This window comes from Verrucosispora sp. WMMA2121 (genome assembly GCF_027460185.1).
GTDB classification, from domain to species: domain Bacteria; phylum Actinomycetota; class Actinomycetes; order Mycobacteriales; family Micromonosporaceae; genus Micromonospora; species Micromonospora palythoicola.
In genome coordinates, this window is record NZ_JAPZBH010000006.1 from 1,720,494 (window position 1) to 1,738,627 (window position 18,134).

Genomic DNA, 18,134 nt, shown 5'->3' on the forward strand with positions numbered 1-18,134 from the left:
GCGGGCGTCGAACTTCCCGGAACCACGCCCGCCCCCGGTGCTCCTTATGCGACAAGGAGCTCTCGAAGTGTCTCCCATCCTGACCTCAATCGTCACCGCCGCCGGTGGAATCCTCGCCGGTCTCGCCCTCGCCGGAGCGCTGCTGTGGCGCCTGCAGCAGGCGCTGAGCCGCGCCCGCTACGCCGCCGACCACGACGACACCACCGGTTTGCCCAACCGGCGGGCACTGCTCGCCGCCCTCACCAGCGCCACACGCGCAGATGCCCCGTTCGGGCTCGTCCTGCTCGACCTCGACGGCTTCAAAGCCGTCAACGACACCTTCGGCCACGAGGCCGGCAACGACGTCCTCACCGAGGTTGGCCGGCGGCTGGCCGCCCTGCGAGGACCGGTGCGGCTCGCCGCGCGGTTGTCGGGCGACGAGTTCGCCCTGCTGGTCGACGGCGGCCCCGACGACGTCGCCGCCGCCGCCCGCGCCGCTTGGCGGGCGGTCGGCCGTCACCCCGTCGACCTCGGCGAGCACGCGCTGGCCGTGCGCGCCAGCGTCGGGCACACCAGCGCAGCCCTCGGCGTCGGCCCGCGCACCCTGCTGCACCAGGCCGACATCGCCATGTACCAGGCCAAACAAACCGGAGCCGGGGTCCACGGCGCCATCGCCACCACCGGCCACACCGGACCGCCGCCGGGTACCCGCCTGCGGGACCTGCGCCGCCGTTGACCGCTCACGGACACACCTAGAGGACCTCGCGCCCGTCAACGGGCGCGAGGTCCTCACCGTGCCCCGCTTCCATCCGCCAGCCCTGCTTCCCCCGTCCTCGGCGACGGTCGCCGAGAACCCATTAAGGAGTGCATCCGCCATGAGCAGCCCTCACACCTACGCCGTCGGCGATCGGGTGATCATCGACCCAGCGGTGGCCCGCGCCAGCACCCGGGGCGTCACCTACCGCGTCACCCGGCTACTGCCGGTCAACGTCGTCGTCGAACCCGTCAACGGCGGCCGAGCCGTAAAGGTCAACCCCACCTACCTGCGGCCCGCCTCCTCGGCGGACACCACCACCGGCGGCGAGCGGGCCATGTTCCACGAGGCGCCGCTGCATCCGGGCGCCCTCGTCACCGTCACCGGCGCGGGCTGGAAGCAGCCTCACGGCGAGCTGTACGTGGTGCTGCGCGACACCGGGACCGGCCGCGTCTCCCTCGTCCCGCTCGGCGGCAACAACGGCCGCTACTGGCGCGGCGTCTCCCGCCACCTGCTCACCACCGTCGACCCCACCCGCGTACGCCTCGACCCCGAACAAGCTACCTGAGCTGCGAACCCTCGCCGCCGTGTCGGGCGGGCAAGGTCCTGCCCGCCCGACACGACTTGACCTTCATCGAGAGATGAGCGTCGATCAGCGCTGGTCGTCGTCCGTCGTCCGGACACCAGCATTCCCGAGGGCTCCGACGCGAGTCGGGCGGCGACCGCGCATGCCCGCGATCCGCCGACCGAAGGGCCACCCGCCATGGCACACCCCGCACATCCCAAGGGCCGCAGCCGGCGCCCCAGCGACCGCACCGCCGTCCCGGACGACGTCACTGACCGGCTCCTGTGGGCCCTCGCGGTCGACGTCGCCGCCGCCCACCAACTCGGACCCGACGGCGCCTGCACGAACCTGCAGTGCCGTGGGCAGGACGGCCCCTGCTGGGCGCTGCGCACCGCTCTCCGCGCCGAACAACAAGCCCGCAGCGCACCCACCACCCTCGCCCCGGCGCCCCCGCCGCGCCCGGTCGGGGTCGTACGGGGACGCGCCCCCGTTCCCGCCGCGCCGCGTCGCTTCACCGGCTGGTTCACCCCCGCCCGCCCGCCGGCACCCCTGACGCGGCCCGCGCCCGTGCCGGACGCGGTGCCGCCTGAATCCCGCGTCTACCGGCGTCCACCCGTGGCGGCGTTGGCCGCCTGAGTACGCACCCTGGAGGCAACCAGTGAACTTCCTACCGAACGACACACTCGCCGGCTACGCCCGCACCGCCGTCGACCTGCGCACCCGCATGGTCGACTACCACCGCAGCCCGCTCGCGGCGCAGTACCTGCAGGCGTTCTTCGACAGCCGCCTCGCCAACCACCCCAGTCCCAGCCCAGCGGGCATGGCGAAGGTCCTCACCGCGGTCCGCGCCATGACCGCCAACCCGTGGCGACTCGGCGAGCCGTACGTCATCGCCCCCGCGATGACCGCGATCATCGCTGCCGCCGCGGCGGCTCTCGACCTGACCGGCGAGGTGCTCCCCGCCGACATCGCCCCCGACGACGGCGGGGTGCTGTTCCTCCCCGAACCGGTCTACCACCGCAGCCTCAGCGGCGAGGTGTCCTCGATCGGGGCGATCACCTGGGCCCGCACCACCAACACCAGCAGCGGCCGGTCCTTCTGGGCCATCGCCGGCTGGGCCGACCACTACGACCCGCACGACCCGGCGGCCGTCCGCCATCGTGCGCAACTCGCTGACCGGCCCGACCTCGCCCGCCAGTTCGGCCCCTACGTGCTGACCGACTTCACCGAGATCCCCATCGGTCAGCCCGTCGATTCCCGCCCCGATCTGCCGGTCCTCGACGGGGACGACCGCGACTGGGAACCGGCACCCGACGGCAGGTTCTGCATCGACGAGACCACCACCCCGATGCGCGCCTGCGCCGCCGTCGCCTACGCCTTCTGGCGAATCCAGGCCCAACCACTGGCCACGGTCGCCGCCGCCCCCCTGGACCGCGCCGCCCGCCGCCGCGCCGTGCGCGCCAACATCCGCCACGACACCTGCGTGGTCATGCTGCGCCGCACCAGCCCCCTCGCCGAACCGACCGGCGGGGAACCCAAGTGGCACTACCGGGTGCGGTTCGTCGTCCGCGGCCACTGGCGACGCCTGATCGACCGCGACGGCCACCCGTACCGCATCTGGATCAACGCCCACATCAAAGGCCCCGACGGGGCACCCCTGCTGCACGGCGAGAAAGTCGCCGTCCTCACCCGCTGATTCCCGCACCCGCCCGAAGGCCGCGCGACGCCTCTCCAGGCCCGCGCGGCCTTCGCCGTCTCCGCGCCTCACCCGCCCGCTGCCCGCCCTGCCTTGAAGGAGTGCCAGTCATGACCGTCCGCGTGCTGTCCTGTATCGCCATCGTGGTCGCCGGCGTCCTGCTGCTGTGCTCCGGGCTGGCCACCACCCTGCTCTTCAGCGGCGGCGCCGGTGCCTGCGGTATGCCCGTCAGCGTCACGGCCACCGCGTCGTCGGCGGCGCTCAGCCCCGCTCCGGACGGGATCGCTCCGATCGGTGACTGGAACGCCGAGCAGGTGGGCAACGCCGCCACCATCACCGCCGTCGGCATGCGCCTCGGCATCCCGCCCCGGGGCTGGGTCATCGCCGTGGCCACCGCGATGCAGGAATCCTCCCTGATCAACACCCCGGGTGGGGACCGCGACTCGGTCGGCCTGTTCCAACAGCGACCCTCCCAAGGCTGGGGCACCCCCGAACAGTTGCACGATCCCCAGTACGCGGCGACGAAGTTCTACCAGAGGCTGCAGGCCGTCGACGGCTGGCAGGCGATGCCGCTCACCGAGGCCGCCCAGGCCGTGCAGGTCAGCGCCTTCCCCGACGCCTACGCGAAGTGGGAGGGACCGGCCACCAAACTGGTCACCGCGATCACCGACACCGCCGGCCTCCCCACCGACGGCCTGGCCGGGTGCGGGGCCACCGGCCCGTGGACGCAGCCGGTCCTCGCCTCTGTCGGATCAGGGTTCCGTACCGGTGACCGGCCGGGCCACGACGGCGTCGACCTGAGCGCCCCGCGCGGCACCGTGATCCGCGCGGCGTCCGCCGGGACCGTCCGCACCGTCCGCTGCAACGCCGTCCACGCCGACACCGGCGCTGAATGGGGCTGCGACCGCGACGGCGACCCCGTTCTCACGCGCGGCTGCGGCTGGTACGTCGACATCGACCATGCAGGTGGGCTGCTGACCCGCTACTGCCACATGGACCAGCCGCCGATGGTGACGGTTGGGCAGCCGGTCGCCCCTGGCCAGCCTATCGGCGTCGTCGGCTCCACCGGCCACAGCTCCGGCCCGCACCTGCACTACGAGGTGCACCACAACGGCGATGCCAGCCCGAACGGCGCGATCGACCCGGTGCCCTTCATGGCGGCTCAGAACGCCCCGCTCGGCACGAGGCCCTAGAGGCGAGGCCGGCGGATCCATGGCACCCAAGCTCGGCGGCCGTCCCGCCCGGGACGGCCGCCGCAACCCCCACCCACACATCCCTGAGGAGGAAAGGCACGTGAGCACACCCACGCTGATCGGCCTTGCCGCGTTCCGCGGCAGGTACACCGCCCGCCTGATCCAGTTCGGCGAGGATCCGGAGGTTCTGGCGCCGCTGCTGCGCCGGATCTGGACCGACACGTTCGGCCGCGACACCGACGCCATGGCCGCCGCGCTGCTGGCCCGCAACTGGTGGTCCCTTGCCATCAACCCCAAGCCCCGGCGCTGGGACCGGCAGCCGCCCGTGCCCGGGCTGGGCTACCCGATCGTCACCGAGGACGACACGATCCGGCAGGGCTCGCTACGGGAGCACCTCGACGGGTTCGTCGAGTGGCTGTATCTGCTGCACCTCGACCAGCGGCGACTGGTGGTGTACGAGGCGACGGTCCACGCCCGCTGGCTGCGGCACAGCGCCCACCACCTCGACCCGGTCGAGGACCTGTTCGTCACCGAACCCGCCGACGACGACGGCCCGGAGATGACGGTGTGCACCGTCTGCGGCGCGGTCGACGAGATCGACCACGTCGAGGTGCCGTCCATGGCCGGCTACGGCTACGACACCGCCACCAGTTGCACCCGCTGCGGCTCCTCGGTCGCCACCGACCCGATGTTCGGCGACCACGTCACCCGCAAGCTCTGGCCACCGCAGCAGCCCGCCACCGGTGACGCGACGGGCAGCGCCAAGTGAACACCGACCACATGCCCGCGCCGGCCGCCGATGACGGCCGCCCTTGCACCGACCCCGACGACCGATCGGAGGCCACCATGACCAGCTACGAGACCGGCCAGCGCATCGCCCTGGTCCAGACCAGCGACCCGTACACCCTGCTGCGCCCCGGAGACACCGGCACCGTCCGCCGCCACGACCAGCGGCACAACATCGTCGAGGTCACCTGGGACAACGGCTCGACACTGTCGATGTGCCTCGACGCCGGCGACCGCATCGCACCGGCCACCACCACCCCGTACGGCATTGGTGGCCTGGTCGGCGAGTCCACCGGATGGGCCGCCGCGCTGCAGCAGATGCGCGCCGCCGGCACCGAGGCCGGACGCACCGCCGCCGAGTGGTGGGCGCAGGACACCATCGGCGCCCGCGTCGGCGGCGACACCCGCCTGGCCGCGCGCCGAATCCTGACCGGCATCGACGACGGCGATCCCGCCGTCCTCGACGCCCTGCCCCACTTCTCCTCGGCCGGAGAGTCGGTCGACATCGCCGGGTGGGAGCTGTTCGCCGACGCCACCGGCGACACCACAGGCTGGTTCGGGCTGCGCATCCAGCAGCGCGACGAGGCAATGGCCATCTACCGCGACGCCTACGACACCGCCGCCACCGACCGCGTCGCCGAACTGTGTCACCTCGCGGCCAGCCCCACAGGCCGCGACGTGTCCCACCTGCACCCCGACCGGGTCCGTATCGGCGACGTCTGCGTGTTCTCCGGCGACTGGGCGCGCACCACCGGCCCCGACGGCGACGACCGGATCGAGGTCGGTTTCGTCGGCACTCTGATCGACTACTGGAACGGGTGGGCGGTGTTCTCCTGCACCCGCCCTGTGGCGGAGGCGATCGTCGCCGACCAGCAGCGCCACCGCGACCAGCACCGGCAGAGCCTTCGGGACGAGGGCGTGCCGGAGGGTGAACTGGACCGGCGGGTCGACGAAGCGCTGGCCGACCTGTCCTTCGACGGCGACGTCATCGTCGCCGACCAGCGCGCCCTGTCCGACGACCCGGAAGCCATCGAACGCATCACCCCCGACGGCGACGGCCGGTACGTGGTGATGGGCCGCAGCTGGTGCTGGGAGGCCGTCGACCCGTACGCCTGCGACCGGATCGTCGGCGACCTGCCCGACCCCGACCAGGCATAGGCCGACACCCCCAACCATGCCGCGTCTGCCGAGGCTGAGCCGGATTCGGCGGCGGCATCCGACACACCCCCAAGACAGGTAAGACCAACAGGAAGGAAACCCAGTGACCGTCCGTACCCAGGAGGAGATCGTCACCCGAATCTGGGCTCTGCCGGCCGACCGCGAGGACATCTTCGGCTTCCGCGAGGAGGTGCTCGTGGAGGCACTCGACCTCGACCACGCCCGCCAGGTCATCGCCCCCCGACACCCAGGCGAGTGGACCCAGCGGGTCGACCACGAGACCTACGCCCGGGACTACCTGCGATTCGCCGTCGGGAAGATCCTCGACCACCGCGGCAACTCGGCGAGCCGGTCGGTGGACAAGCTCAGCGAACTCGCCTGGCTCCTCGACCGCGACGACATCGTGGCGGCGGTGGACCACGCCGGCTACCCGATGTACGGGGCGCCCAAGGTCAAGGCGTTCGCCGACGGGTTCGGCTGGCCGTTCCTCGACGACCTCGACGACCTCGACGGCGACGACAGGCTGGCCCTGGCCCGGATGGCCGAGGGACAGCAGTGCGACCCGCAGGGCTGCGAACGGGGCTGCGCCGACTGACCACGGCCGCGCCGCCAGCATCGCTGTCGGCCCTCACGTTGCACGCGTAGTCAGCCGGCGCTCCCGCGATCCCGCACCCGCGCACCCATTCGACTTGATCAATTGGGCTGGCGGGGGTTCCATCGTCGGCGCCGACACCGCCCGCGCGGCCTCGACACCGACCAGCACGCACCAGCGGCGACCCGACGTGTCGCCGTAACCCTTCAGCACCACCGGGGTGTGGTCGCCCACCTGCCCGGCCCGATGCGGGCCGGCAGGGGTTGGCCCCACCCGTCTCCGCTGTGCGGTACCCACCGCCCGCGCACCCGGAGACGGGTGCGCGGGCCCGACCCTTGGAATCGAGGCAACCCCATGACCACACCACACCCGCCGGCCCCGCCGGCCGGTTCACCGCAGAACGACCAGGCCTCGGCCAGCGGCGCCGGCACTCCCGCCACCGAGGCGGGCTCCGGCCGGTCCGGCTACCTCTACCGCAAGGTCGCCCTGCACCTGGCCGACCACCCCGACACCATCCTCAAGGTCGGCGAGATCACCCGGGCCATCGGCGCACCGTCGTCCGGGGCGGTGTTCGAGGCGCTGAAGAAGATGGCCGCCGCCGGGCACGCCACCCACCACCGCGACCCGCACCACCGCTTCCAGATCACCCAGGCCGGCATCGACGCCGCCGGCACCCTCCCACCCGCCGCACCCCGCATCCGCTCCAGCGGCAGTGCTGGTGGTGGCCGGCAGGCCCGGCCCGCGCCGGTACCGCGACCGAACGGGACGCTGTATCACCCGCGTCGGCTCGGGCGGGGCTGGGACGTCGAGGAACTGCGGCGGCTACGTACCCAGCAGGTGCCCGTGCTGCTGTACGGGCCGCCCGGTACCGGGAAGACCGCCATGGTCGAGGCGGCGTTTCCGGACCTGCTGACCGTCGCCGGTACCGGCGACACCGTCGTCGATGACTTCCTCGGCTCGTACAACCCTCTGCCTGGTGGCGGCTACGAGTTCGTCCACGGGCCGCTGGTCACCGCGATGCGCCAGGGGCGGGTGCTGTTGGTCGACGACGCCACCCTCATTCCGCCCCGCGTTCTGGCCGTGCTGTACCCGGCCATGGACGGCCGCGGGGTTATCACCATCCCCGCCCACGGCAACGAGACCGTGGAAGCCGTCGACGGGTTCTACATCGTCGCCGGCCACAACCCGGGCGTGCACGGCGCAGTCCTCACCGAGGCCCTGGCCTCCCGGTTCACCGTCCACCTGCACGTCACCACCGACTGGGATCTCGCCCGCCAACTCGGCGTCCCCAAGCCGGTCGTTGCCGCGGCGATCGACCTCAACGCCGACCTCGCCTCAGGCAAGACCGTGTGGGCGCCGCAACTGCGCGAACTGCTCGGCTTCGTCAAAGTCCGCGACCACCTTGGCATGACCGCCGCCCTGGCGAACCTGGCCGGCATCGCCCCCGAGGACGCCCGCGACGACGTCACCGCCGCCCTGTCCCGACACACCGGCACGCCCATCACCGCGCTCGCCCTCGGCAAGCGCTAACCGCCGTCCACCTCAGATTTCTGGAAGGAGCCAAGCCGTGTCACACCCCAGCACCCACCTACAGCAGGGCGCACCGCCGACGCCGGCCGGCGCCAGCGACTGGCATGACTGGTCCAGCGCGTGGACCCAGCACGTCCCGCTGCTGACCGGCCGTACCGACCTCACTGTCCTCGTCGCCCCTGGCGCCGCCGGGGACGCGCCCGAGTGTTTCTACCCCGATCTCAACCGGATCGAGGTCGACGCCACCTACATCGCCGAGCGCCCCGACGTCACCGACCCGGCCAAGGCCCGGCACAAGCGCCTCGTGCCCACCGGCTACGGGCTGCTCGTGCACGGCGCCGCGCACGCCGCGCACAGCCGCTGGGCCACCCCGCCCGGCACCCCGCCGATCCTCGCCGCTGTCGCCGACATGCTGGAGGAATCCCGGGCCGAAGGACGCCAACGCGCCCGCCGCCGGGGCGACCGCCGTTGGCTGCGCCACGTCGTGACAACCCTCCTGCACCCCGACGACGCGGCCGTCGACGACGCGTGGCACGCCGGACAGCTCGCCGCCCTGCTCCTGGCCCGTGTCGACGCCCGTATCGTCACCAGCAAGGACGTCCGCCCCGTCCGCGCCGCCGTCACCGGCGTTCTCGGACGCAAGCGCCTGCGGCAACTGCGGGACATCTGGCGGGAGGCCCACGGCTGCGACGACGCCGATGCTGACACCATGATCTGCCTGGCCCGGCGGTGGTGTCAGGTCCTCGGCATCGACCCCGACCAGCAGTACGACACGCCCGTGCCGGACGCCGGCCTATTCCCCGGCCGCCTCGCCGCAGCCCTTGTCGACTACCTCGCCGTCGCCGCTGGTGTCACCCCGGCCGAGTACGCCGCGGCGCTGCTGGCCCACCGGCACAGCCCACCAGCCCAGTGGGACCGCACCGACCCGACCGAGCAGGAGCACCGCGCGGCCCGCGACCTCGCCAACCGGCTGCGGCAGGCCCGCACCCGTCATCCCGAACCCGGCCGGCGCCCCTCGGCGATCCCACCCGGTCGGCTGCGGACCAGGCAGGCCATCACCGCCGAAGCACAGACCGCCGCCGGGCAGATGCCGACCGCTGCCCCGTGGCAGCAACGGGCGCAGCTGCCTCCGGAGAAACCGCGCCTGCACCTGGCGATCCTGGTCGACCTGTCCGGGTCGATGAGCCGCTACACCGAGGCGATGTCCTCCGCAGCGTGGATCTTCGCCAACGCGGCACGCCGCGCCGAGGCGACGACCACCACCATCGGGTTCGGCGACCGCACCACCGTCCTGGTGCCCCCACGCACCTACCCCCGCCAGGTGCTGCACATGCGCACCGGCCTCGCCACCGCCACCTTCCCGGAAGCGGTCAAGGTCGCCGACCAACTCCTCGGCCTGCGCCACGGCCGCACCCTGCGGATGCTCGCCGTCGTCTCCGACGGCTACCTCGACGACATCCCCGCCGGCCAACAACTCGTCACCACCCTGCACCGCGCCGGCTGCGCCGTGCTGTGGCTACACCCCGCCGAACCGCCGACCGACGGCGAACCGACCGACCCGGACCAAATCTGGGGGCACACCTTCACCCACGCCACCACCCTGACCGTAACCGACCCGACCGAGGCCATCGCGGCGATCGCCGACGCCGCCGTCACCGCACTCGCCCAGGCCTGAATCCCGATAGAGCGGGCCCCGATCCGGCGGCCAACCAGTCCCACTCCGCGCCGCGGCGCTGCGCCGGCTGCCGCCCGCGCAGCGCCGCACGCCGGGATCCACGACATACCAGGGCCTGGAATGCGGGGCTGCCACAGGCGGCCCACTCGCATTTCGCGGAGGGCCGATGCCGAACGGCCTCGCTGCTGCCCCGCGACTTGACCATCGCGCGCCATCGAAGCGTGCATGCATCGCGCCCCGACCGCCCCCCGGCGTCCGGACGCGGTACGACGCTGCCCATCAAGGAGTTCCTCATGCGTTACGGCACCGACGACGAACACCCCTTCGACACCGACAACCGCGCCTGGCGGCGCCTACGCGACGTCACCAGCGAACACTTCGACGCCATCACCTGTAACCGGGACCCGGACGGACGGCCGGTCCTGCTCACCCTGCGCGACATGCGCACCGGAGACACGGTCACCCTCGCCGTCCTCGACTCCCTGGAGATCCGCGACCCGCACACGCTGCTCGCGGTCCACACCAGCGGCGACCTCGGCGCCCACGGCCCCACCAGCGGCGCCGAAGCAGCCCACTCCCACGCGGCCACGCTCGCGCTCAACAGCACCACGGAGCGAGAACGCGGGGCGTTTCGTCGTTTGGCAGCGCAGTACGGCCAGCCAAGCACTGCCCCCTGCTCTGCTGGGCGATCGCGCGACTCGCGTCGCCAGGAGCGTGCTGTGGGGCCACCTGCGGCCGAGGCTGCGGGCCATCGGGGCCGGCAGCGCGAGCGTGAGCTTCGGCGCTCGATGTCTGCCATCATCGGACGATGGCAGATCTCCGGACATGGCAAGGTAGCTCATGAGCAAGGCGCCGGCCGGAAGGCGGCGGGACAGCCATGGAACAACGACCCCTAGTACGAGGCCGGTTCGTTACGGAGGAAAAGAAGATTCCGTCATACTCACCGTTCTGCACGAGCGGTGGGGTTATGTATGTTATTGGTGCGGAGAAGACAAGACGCGGCACGAGGTGCAGATCGACCACATCATTCCGGAATCCATCAGCGCCGCACGCCTGCAAGAATTGAAGGATATCGGCACTGTCGACTCCGACTTCGACTTGCAACGCCCGCGCAACCTCGCCCCGGCCTGCAGGCCCTGCAATCGAGACAAGAGCAACGGGGACTTCCTGGAGCACCCTAAGGTGCTCGGCAGACTACGGCGGGCGCTGAAGTTTGAGCCTGATATCGACCGGCTGGTGCGCAACTTCTTCACTGCGAACAAGATGGCCAAGAGCATGTTAACGGTTCGAAGCGCAGACCCAAACGATCCGGCAGCGGCAGCCGCCTTCGCCCAACACGGCCCCGCGATCGTGCAGGCTGTTGCCCAGATCGACCCAGCCATGGCGGACTACCGCACAACCGCGGTCGTCCAGGGCGAGTATGGCGAGACCCACCTGCTGCTGAACAGCCGGGGCCGTACAGCTGTGACCATAATCGAAGAACTGTGCCTAACGCCGATGTCCGAAGCTGTCGAACACCTAGTGGACACCCTCGTGTCCAGGATTGACGATCAGGTCCGATTCAGCCTCGCGCAAGATGACTCCGATGACGTCAGTCCAGCAAGCATCCATTTCCTCGATCTCGAAATTACGAACTTCGACTTTGAGGGGACGGGTGCCGTGAGTGTGGTGGCGCAAGGAACGTTCGATGTCACTTTCTCTGCCATCGTTGTTCAAAACAACCAGTGGGGTGACGGTCTTGTTGATCGACAAGGCGACGGCGACGCCTCTGGCAGCCTATGGGTCGAACTCAACTGGAATCGCGACGCTGTCGGCGCGCCGAGCGACGTATATGCCGAGATCCACGATTGGAATCCGCGCGTTGGGTGGACATAGTGGGGGCAGAAGCCCCGCAGAGCGAAGGCTTGGAGCAATCGCACGAGGGCGGGTCTTCGGAGGGTGGGGCCTCCTGGCTCATCTGCAACTTCGAGCCGTACCTTGCTCTGCACTTGCGCCGGTTCGCCGATAGGCTACTGCTTAACGCCGCCGCGCGGAGGCGGTCACGAGGCTCCGATCTCCTCGGTGGCACGGCTGATGTCGCGTCCGTTCGCGGTTCGCGGCACGGGTGGCCAGTATCGGCGGACGGTGCGCTCGGACCGTCCAATTCTGGTGGCGATGTCGGCTGGGTGCAGAGACGGGTCCTGGCGGTACCAGTAGGCCACTGCCCCGGCAGTGTCGGGCGGCACCTCTGCGCTGCTTCTGCCGTGGTCCGGGTCGAGATCATGACCCTGGTCCTCGATTGTGCCCGGTTCAGCGTCCCCTGCGTCGGCCAGAGGATCCACCCCGTTCCGCTCGGAGAAGTTCCCGAGCGCCGTGTTTGAAGATCCGATGGTGCGGGATCTGCTGGTTTCAGGTCGGTCCGCCTTGGGGCGAGGGGGATCCATCTCCCGCAATGGCGTCGTCTCTTTGGGCGCCGGGGCTCCATCGCCGGGCCGGACGAGGTGAGCGTCCTCTTGGTCGCGCGCTGCAACCAGTGGGGGTTCAGGTACCACCCGGTCGGTGCCGCTCGCATCGGCCAGTGCGTGCGCGGGGACGTCCGTTGCCGCCGGATAATCGCCTTCGTCGCCAGAGATCGCAGCCTCCGATCGTGGCGACGGCGATACGTAGTGGTCTTGGGCAAGCTGCGTTGCACGGATCGGTCCTGATGCGGGGACCGCTGCCTCCAGGTTCGAGGGCTCGGCCGTTGGGATCGGCGTTTCCGCTGGCATGGTGGCGGGTTGCTGGCCGTCGCCCCGACTGACGGACGGGGTGCGGATCCGTCCCGCGATCTCGACCAGGCTGATGCTGGCCACGACGACCAATCCGTCGACGGAGATGGGCAGCAGGTAGGAGGCGGCGGCGCCAGTTTCGCCGTATCGGGCGGCGACGCCGACCATGTGCCAGTAACTCACCCAGGCGGCGATGACGGCGATGACGGCGGCGGCGATCAGCCGCGCGGCGGCCAGGCCGCGGCGGTCCGCGGGTACGCGGGAGATGAGTTCGACGGTCAGCAGGAGTGCCAGCGGCGGCCACGCGGCGATGACCTGGCTGATGAGGTTCGGCCGGGCGTGTAGGACGTTCGCCGCGATCGACGCGGCGACGCCGAGGGCGAGCACGGCCCGCACGGCCCACCGCAGGCGGGTCAGTTGGCGGAGGTCGACAACCGCCACCTAAGGGGCGGGGGTTTGAGTAGCGGAAGTGGGTAGGGGCAGCGCTTTGGCGGTCATGCGGCGGCTCCGTCACCGGGCCGGGGTGCCGGCCGCAGGTCCGGTCGGCGGGCGGGACGCTGCACCTGGGCGACCAACTCGTCGGCTAGGGCAATGGTGTCATCGCTGGGTTCGGCGTCGATCTCGCCGAGGGCGCGAGTCAGAGAACGGCGCAGGCTGCGGATCGCGTCGAGGTGCCCGAGCGCGGCACGCGCCCGCATCGCCTGCTGGTACAGCTCTTCGGCGTACGGGTTGTGGCCGATCGCGGCGTCGAGGACGGTGAGCTGCTCGGCGGGGTTGTCGGCGAGGGCGTCGGCGAGGGCGAGGTAGGCGTCGAGTGCCTGCTGCCGGGTGGCTTCGCGGTAGGGCTCGATCCATTCGTAGTCGGCGCCGTCGGCCAGGTGCCCGCGGTAGGTGTCGACCGCGCGGCGCAGCGCGGCGAGGCGCTCGGCCGGGTCGGTGGCCTGGTTGGCGTCGCGGATCGCGGCGCGCATGCGCCACAGGTCCACGTCGACGGCGTCGCGGTTGAGGACGTACCGCTGGTGGGGGTGGGTGAGGTAGGTGCCACGTCCTGCGGTGCGGCGCATGATGGTGCGCAGGTCGGACACGTAGGTGTAGAGCCGGCCGGGTGCCTTGTTGGCGGGAGCGTCGGGGAGCAGATCGTCGAGGATCGCCTCGGCGGACGCGTCGCCGTCGTGCACGGCCAGGTAGACGAGCACTTCGAGGGATTTCTTGCGCAGCGTCGGCCCGGGCGGCACGTCGACGATCGCGGCGGTGCCCAGGACGGTGACCTGCACCCTCCCGTGGCTGGTCTCCTGGCTGTTCTCGGCCGTGCCGTCGGTGTCCGGTTCCTCCAAGGCGGGCGGGGGCGCACCGTCGCGGGGAGTCTCCATGCCGCGGGCATGGGCGCCGGTGGGCGGAGTTGTCGCCGCTGCCTGGGTGCCCGGGGTGGTCTGACTGTCGGCGCTGCCTGGTGTTGTTGTCGGGGCGGCGGGCACGGGCTCCGGGCCGGATGCCGGCAGGTGGTCACCCTCGCAAAAGGGGACGTCGGCTGGCGCCGGCTCGGTGTCGGGCGAAGGTTGCGCATCGGGTGCGGCGGTCGTGGCCTGGGCGGTGGTGACGGGTTCGGTCGGGGCGGGAGCCTGCGGCTGGCCGGTGTGGGATTCGGCGAGGGTGACGAGCAGGTCGCTGGTCTCGGTCGGGGTGAGGACGGCCAGTCGGCCGATGTCGGCCGGGTGGCCACCGTGGCGGGAGCCTTCCCCCTGGGCGCGGCTGGTGGTGCCGTCTGCGGCGACGACGACGGTGTCGCCGTCGGGCCATGTGCCCAGCAGCACGCCGTGGATGTCAAGGCGCTGACCTTGGGCGAGGAGCGCGGCGATGCGGGTGCGCTGGTGGCGGGTGTCGGCGTCGGCGAGCAACAGGACTGGCGGCATCGGCTCCCCGGTCGGGTCCGCCGTGCGTACCTCGGCGGCGGTGTCGACCTCGTAGGCGTAGGCGATGCGGCTGCGGTGCAGGGTCTGCGCCTCGAGCAGGTCGAGTGCCTCGTCGAGTCCACCGGTGACGGTCAGCCGCGGCGTTTGGGGCAGCGTGACGGCACCGGCGCCGAGCAGCGTCGCCGCGGTCGCTGACGGCATGACCAGCCAGGTGCGGTCTTCTGGCGCGTCGAGGCCCCCGGCGGCCAGGGCGGCGGCCATGAACCCGCGGGCGGCGGCCTCCGCGCCGGGACCGGTGAGTCCCAGGCCGGCGGGCGGCCAGACCGTAGCGAGCGGGTGCGCCAGCGATGGCACCACCGGACGGAGCGCAGTGTCGTCTCCTGCGCTCGGGTTCGCGACAGGCGCCGGCTTCTCGTGGTCGTCCTCGTCGTCGAGACCGGCGTCGTCGAGGGCGACGTTCTGGTCGTGCCGCCCGGCGATCTCCGGACGGTCGTCGTCGAGAAGGTCGGCGTCCTGATCGGAGGTGTCAGGGCCGTCCGATACGGAGATGTTGTCGTCTGCTTCGGTGCCGTCGGGGTCGGTGAACAGCCCGAGGTCGTCGTCCGGACCTTCGTAGCCGGCCGGGTCGGTGGAGGTCGTGGTGGCGTGGCGCAGGCGGCGGCGGATCTGGTTCACCACGGGCGGCATGGGCGCCACGTCGGGGTCGTCCAGGCGTAGGTCGGCCGACACGGGCCGGCGGGTGTAGCGGCGGCGGCGGTGGGCCCAGACGAGGGCGACGGCCGCGAGGATCGCGGCGACGAGCCCGGCGTCGAGCCAGCTGCCGGTGCCGAGTGAGACTCCGGGTGACGCCTCCGTTCGCGGCCCGGGTGTCTGCTGCCCGTTGACCGAGGGGCGGGGCGTCGTCGAGGCTCCGGAGGCCGACGGCGGGTCAGCGGGCGCGGTGGAGACCGACGGCGAGGGGACGTGGACTATGCCGTCGTCACCGTCGTGCGGTGCCGGGGTGGTGGAGCCTGTCGACGGTCTCGCGGACGGCGCATCGGGTGGCGGCTGGGTGGGTTGGCTCGGTGGTGTCGGCGCGGGCGCGGCGGTGCCGGGTGTCGGCTGTTCGGGGCCTGCCGCCGGGGGGTCGGCGGGTGGCGGGGTCCGGGGTGTGCCGACGGGTGGTGTGGCGTCGTCGGGCAGTTCCAGGGTCCAGCCGGGATAGATCAGGTTCGGGTTGGTGAGGGTGCCGCCGACGTCGTGGAAGTGGGTGCCCCGGTTGAGGGCGAAGATCTCCGGCCACCGGTTGGCGTCGCCGAGCCACTGCTGGGCGATCTTCGACAGGGTGTCCCCGCGCCGCACCTCGCAGGTGTAGGTCTGCCCGGATGACACGAGCGTTACATGGCCCGCTACCAGCCGCCCCGGCAGCGGGTCCCTCATGTCCGGCAGGGCGGACGTCGACGCGGCTGTCTGCCAGGTCTGCGTGTGGTGCTCATCCGTGCTCACCAGCCGCACGGTGCTGCTGGGCACGGCGGTCGCCGTAGCCGGAGCGGTGGCGCTGGTGTGGGCGGTTGTTGCCTGGGCTGGCGGGGTGAGGGTCGGTGCGGCCTGGGCGGCGGTGGCGAGGACGCCGCCGCTGATGGCGGCCACCAGGATGGCGGCGAGCCCGCGGGCCGGGGCGATGGCTCGGGGTTGCGGCAGGCGGATGCCCGTGACGGTTTCGGCGACCTCGGCGATCAGCGACCAGATGAATGCCGCCCACACCGCCCAGAGCAGGCACACGACGGCGTTGCCGAGCATGGCGTCGGTCAGCGGTGAGGTGAGGGCGGTGCCGACGTCCTGCCAGGTGGGGACCTCGCGGGGTAGCGGCCAGCCGACGTATCGGATGAGCGCGTACGGCACGCCGGCGGTGAGCAGCACCAGGATCCCGAGTCCGGCCAGCCGGCGGGCGGTGGCGGCGAGGAATGCGAACACTGGCGCTCCCGGTCGTGGCGTGGCGGTCCTGGTCAATTCGGTGCGGTGACGCCGGTCAGAGGGCTGGCGGTCGCGGTCGCGGACACCGGCAGGGCGCTGATCCCGACGAGGTGCAGCAGCTGAGTGGGCCGGGTGCCGCTGATGGTGACGGTGACGGCGGTGGGGGTAGCGGACGCGGTGACCTGCCCGTCGACACCGGCCTGTTGGGCGAAGCTCCGCGCGGCTGCGGCAGCCTGGGCGGGCTGGAGTTGGACAGTGCCGGTGGCCCTATAGGTGGCGAGGTCGATCTCGCGGGCGCCGGCCCGGGCGGCGCCCTGCGCGACGTCGAGCAGCCGCACCTTGTCCGACATGCCCAGGCCCAGGTCGAGGACCAGGCCGGCGAGGACGAGGACGAGAACGACGCCGAAGATCGTCCACGGGGTGATCTGGCCTCGGTCGTCGTGGCGGGCCTGCCGCAGGCGGGTACGCAGCCGGTTCATGGCGTGGACGTCCCGCGGTAGGTGTCGAGGGGCTGGTGGGAGGTGCCGCGGATGGTGATCGTGCCGGGCAGGCCGAGGCCGTAGAGGTCTTCGAGGCGGACGGTGCACGCCACGGTGGCGCTGACCTGCCCGCCGGGGACGAACGCGCCGGCGTCGACGGTGACGGTGGACGGCTGGCAGGTGAAGGGCCGCCCGGCCAGGGTGGCGGAGGCGCCATCGGCGCCTGCGGCGCGGGCCTCGCCGGGGGTGCGGGCGAGGCCCGCCTGGCGGGCCGCCGCGGCGGCAGCGGAGTTGACGTCGATGGCGGCCGAGGCCAGGCGCAGGCACGCCACCACCGCGAGGGCGGCCAGGACCATCAGCGGTACGTAGCTCAGCGCCATCTCGACGCTGACCGAACCCCGGTCTCCCCGCAGCCGAGGCACCCGGCGGCGTGGGCGTCGGCTGCGGCGCTGCTCGCGGGTCACGTCGAGTCTCCTTCCACTCCAGGAGGCGAGGGGGCCAGCGACAGGGTCGAGGGGCGGAAACGCTCGACCGGGGCGCTGGCCTGGGTGCTGACCTGCAGGCGCAGGAACGGCACGACGGCGGGCACCCGGCCGGCCACGGCCACCGTGGCGGTGTCGGCGGTGCGGGTGACCGACACGCGCGGGTCGACGACGACCTGCCCGGCGACCTGGTCGAGGACGGTTGCGGCGTCGGCGCGGCCGGCGGCGGCGGTGCCGCCGGACACCCTGGTGGTCTGCAGGGCGTGGTTCGCGGCGTGCTGGACGCCGAGTTGGGCCAGGGCCCACAGGGCGAACTGCACGCCGACGAGGACAAGCAGGAACAGCAGGGGCGCGTAGAGGACCACCTCGGTGGTGACCGACCCGCGGTCACCACCGAGCCGGCGTCGCCTGCCTCGTCGCGTGCGGTGCATGGCTAGAGGTTGATTCCGGTGATCTTGGTGATGATCTTGCCTTGGAAGATGGCGTAGACGGCCAGGACGAGGGTGACGAGCAGGGCGATCCACATGACCTTCTCGGTGGTCTCGCTGCCCCGGTCGCCGGAGTCGCGCAGCCGGCGGGCCCGGTCGGTGAGAGTGAGGTGTGCCAGGGTCAGCAGGGCCATCAGCTTGCTGGGG

Annotated in this window: 18 protein-coding genes; 12 read left to right on the plus strand and 6 right to left on the minus strand. The window is 71.9% G+C overall.

Going from position 1 to position 18,134, the window contains the following annotated elements:
* Positions 1-67 precede the first annotated feature (67 nt).
* From O7605_RS16780 to O7605_RS16835, 12 genes are all read left to right on the plus strand, one after another.
* Positions 68-715, plus strand: a complete 648-nt coding sequence (locus O7605_RS16780; protein ID WP_269740048.1) for a GGDEF domain-containing protein — start codon at positions 68-70, stop codon at positions 713-715.
* A gap of 139 nt (positions 716-854) precedes the next feature.
* Entirely contained in the window at positions 855-1,301 is a 447-nt protein-coding gene (locus tag O7605_RS16785) for a hypothetical protein (protein WP_269740049.1), read from the plus strand.
* Between the two features lie 195 nt (positions 1,302-1,496).
* Entirely contained in the window at positions 1,497-1,934 is a 438-nt protein-coding gene (locus O7605_RS16790) for a hypothetical protein (protein WP_269740050.1), read from the plus strand.
* Between the two features lie 22 nt (positions 1,935-1,956).
* Positions 1,957-2,994, plus strand: a complete 1,038-nt coding sequence (locus O7605_RS16795; RefSeq protein WP_269740051.1) for a hypothetical protein — start codon at positions 1,957-1,959, stop codon at positions 2,992-2,994.
* A gap of 110 nt (positions 2,995-3,104) precedes the next feature.
* Positions 3,105-4,187, plus strand: coding sequence for a M23 family metallopeptidase (locus O7605_RS16800; protein ID WP_269740052.1), 1,083 nt, complete (start codon positions 3,105-3,107; stop codon positions 4,185-4,187).
* A gap of 100 nt (positions 4,188-4,287) precedes the next feature.
* Positions 4,288-4,956 carry a hypothetical protein gene (locus tag O7605_RS16805; protein ID WP_269740053.1) on the plus strand — a complete coding sequence of 223 codons (669 nt, stop codon included), beginning with the start codon at positions 4,288-4,290 and terminating at the stop codon, positions 4,954-4,956.
* Between the two features lie 77 nt (positions 4,957-5,033).
* Positions 5,034-6,131 carry a DUF4314 domain-containing protein gene (locus O7605_RS16810; RefSeq protein ID WP_269740054.1) on the plus strand — a complete coding sequence of 366 codons (1,098 nt, stop codon included), beginning with the start codon at positions 5,034-5,036 and terminating at the stop codon, positions 6,129-6,131.
* 103 nt (positions 6,132-6,234) lie between these two features.
* Positions 6,235-6,726 (plus strand): hypothetical protein, encoded by a 492-nt coding sequence (locus tag O7605_RS16815; protein WP_269740055.1) that lies wholly within the window; start codon positions 6,235-6,237, stop codon positions 6,724-6,726.
* A gap of 351 nt (positions 6,727-7,077) precedes the next feature.
* Positions 7,078-8,253 (plus strand): AAA family ATPase, encoded by a 1,176-nt coding sequence (locus O7605_RS16820; protein ID WP_269740056.1) that lies wholly within the window; start codon positions 7,078-7,080, stop codon positions 8,251-8,253.
* A 37-nt stretch (positions 8,254-8,290) separates the two neighbouring features.
* Positions 8,291-9,928 (plus strand): VWA domain-containing protein, encoded by a 1,638-nt coding sequence (locus tag O7605_RS16825; RefSeq protein WP_269740057.1) that lies wholly within the window; start codon positions 8,291-8,293, stop codon positions 9,926-9,928.
* Between the two features lie 293 nt (positions 9,929-10,221).
* The gene (locus O7605_RS16830; RefSeq protein WP_269740058.1) at positions 10,222-10,824 is read left to right on the plus strand and encodes a hypothetical protein; all 603 of its coding nucleotides are present in this window, start codon (positions 10,222-10,224) and stop codon (positions 10,822-10,824) included.
* A 112-nt stretch (positions 10,825-10,936) separates the two neighbouring features.
* The gene (locus O7605_RS16835) at positions 10,937-11,803 is read left to right on the plus strand and encodes an HNH endonuclease (protein WP_269740059.1); all 867 of its coding nucleotides are present in this window, start codon (positions 10,937-10,939) and stop codon (positions 11,801-11,803) included.
* 164 nt (positions 11,804-11,967) lie between these two features.
* Here O7605_RS16835 and O7605_RS16840 read toward each other — a convergent pair whose 3' ends face one another.
* The 6 genes from O7605_RS16840 to O7605_RS16865 form a co-directional block, all read right to left on the minus strand.
* Positions 11,968-13,071 (minus strand): DUF2637 domain-containing protein, encoded by a 1,104-nt coding sequence (locus O7605_RS16840; RefSeq protein ID WP_269740060.1) that lies wholly within the window; start codon positions 13,069-13,071, stop codon positions 11,968-11,970.
* A 98-nt stretch (positions 13,072-13,169) separates the two neighbouring features.
* The gene (locus O7605_RS16845) at positions 13,170-16,538 is read right to left on the minus strand and encodes a BTAD domain-containing putative transcriptional regulator (protein ID WP_269740061.1); all 3,369 of its coding nucleotides are present in this window, start codon (positions 16,536-16,538) and stop codon (positions 13,170-13,172) included.
* Between the two features lie 32 nt (positions 16,539-16,570).
* Entirely contained in the window at positions 16,571-17,017 is a 447-nt protein-coding gene (locus O7605_RS16850) for a pilus assembly protein TadG-related protein (RefSeq protein ID WP_269740062.1), read from the minus strand.
* Entirely contained in the window at positions 17,014-17,397 is a 384-nt protein-coding gene (locus O7605_RS16855; protein ID WP_443083989.1) for a TadE family protein, read from the minus strand. The genes O7605_RS16850 and O7605_RS16855 overlap by 4 nt, the downstream gene beginning before the upstream one ends.
* 80 nt (positions 17,398-17,477) lie before the next feature.
* Entirely contained in the window at positions 17,478-17,930 is a 453-nt protein-coding gene (locus O7605_RS16860; RefSeq protein WP_269740064.1) for a TadE/TadG family type IV pilus assembly protein, read from the minus strand.
* Between the two features lie 2 nt (positions 17,931-17,932).
* Positions 17,933-18,121, minus strand: a complete 189-nt coding sequence (locus tag O7605_RS16865) for a hypothetical protein (RefSeq protein WP_041799409.1) — start codon at positions 18,119-18,121, stop codon at positions 17,933-17,935.
* Positions 18,122-18,134 lie beyond the last annotated feature (13 nt).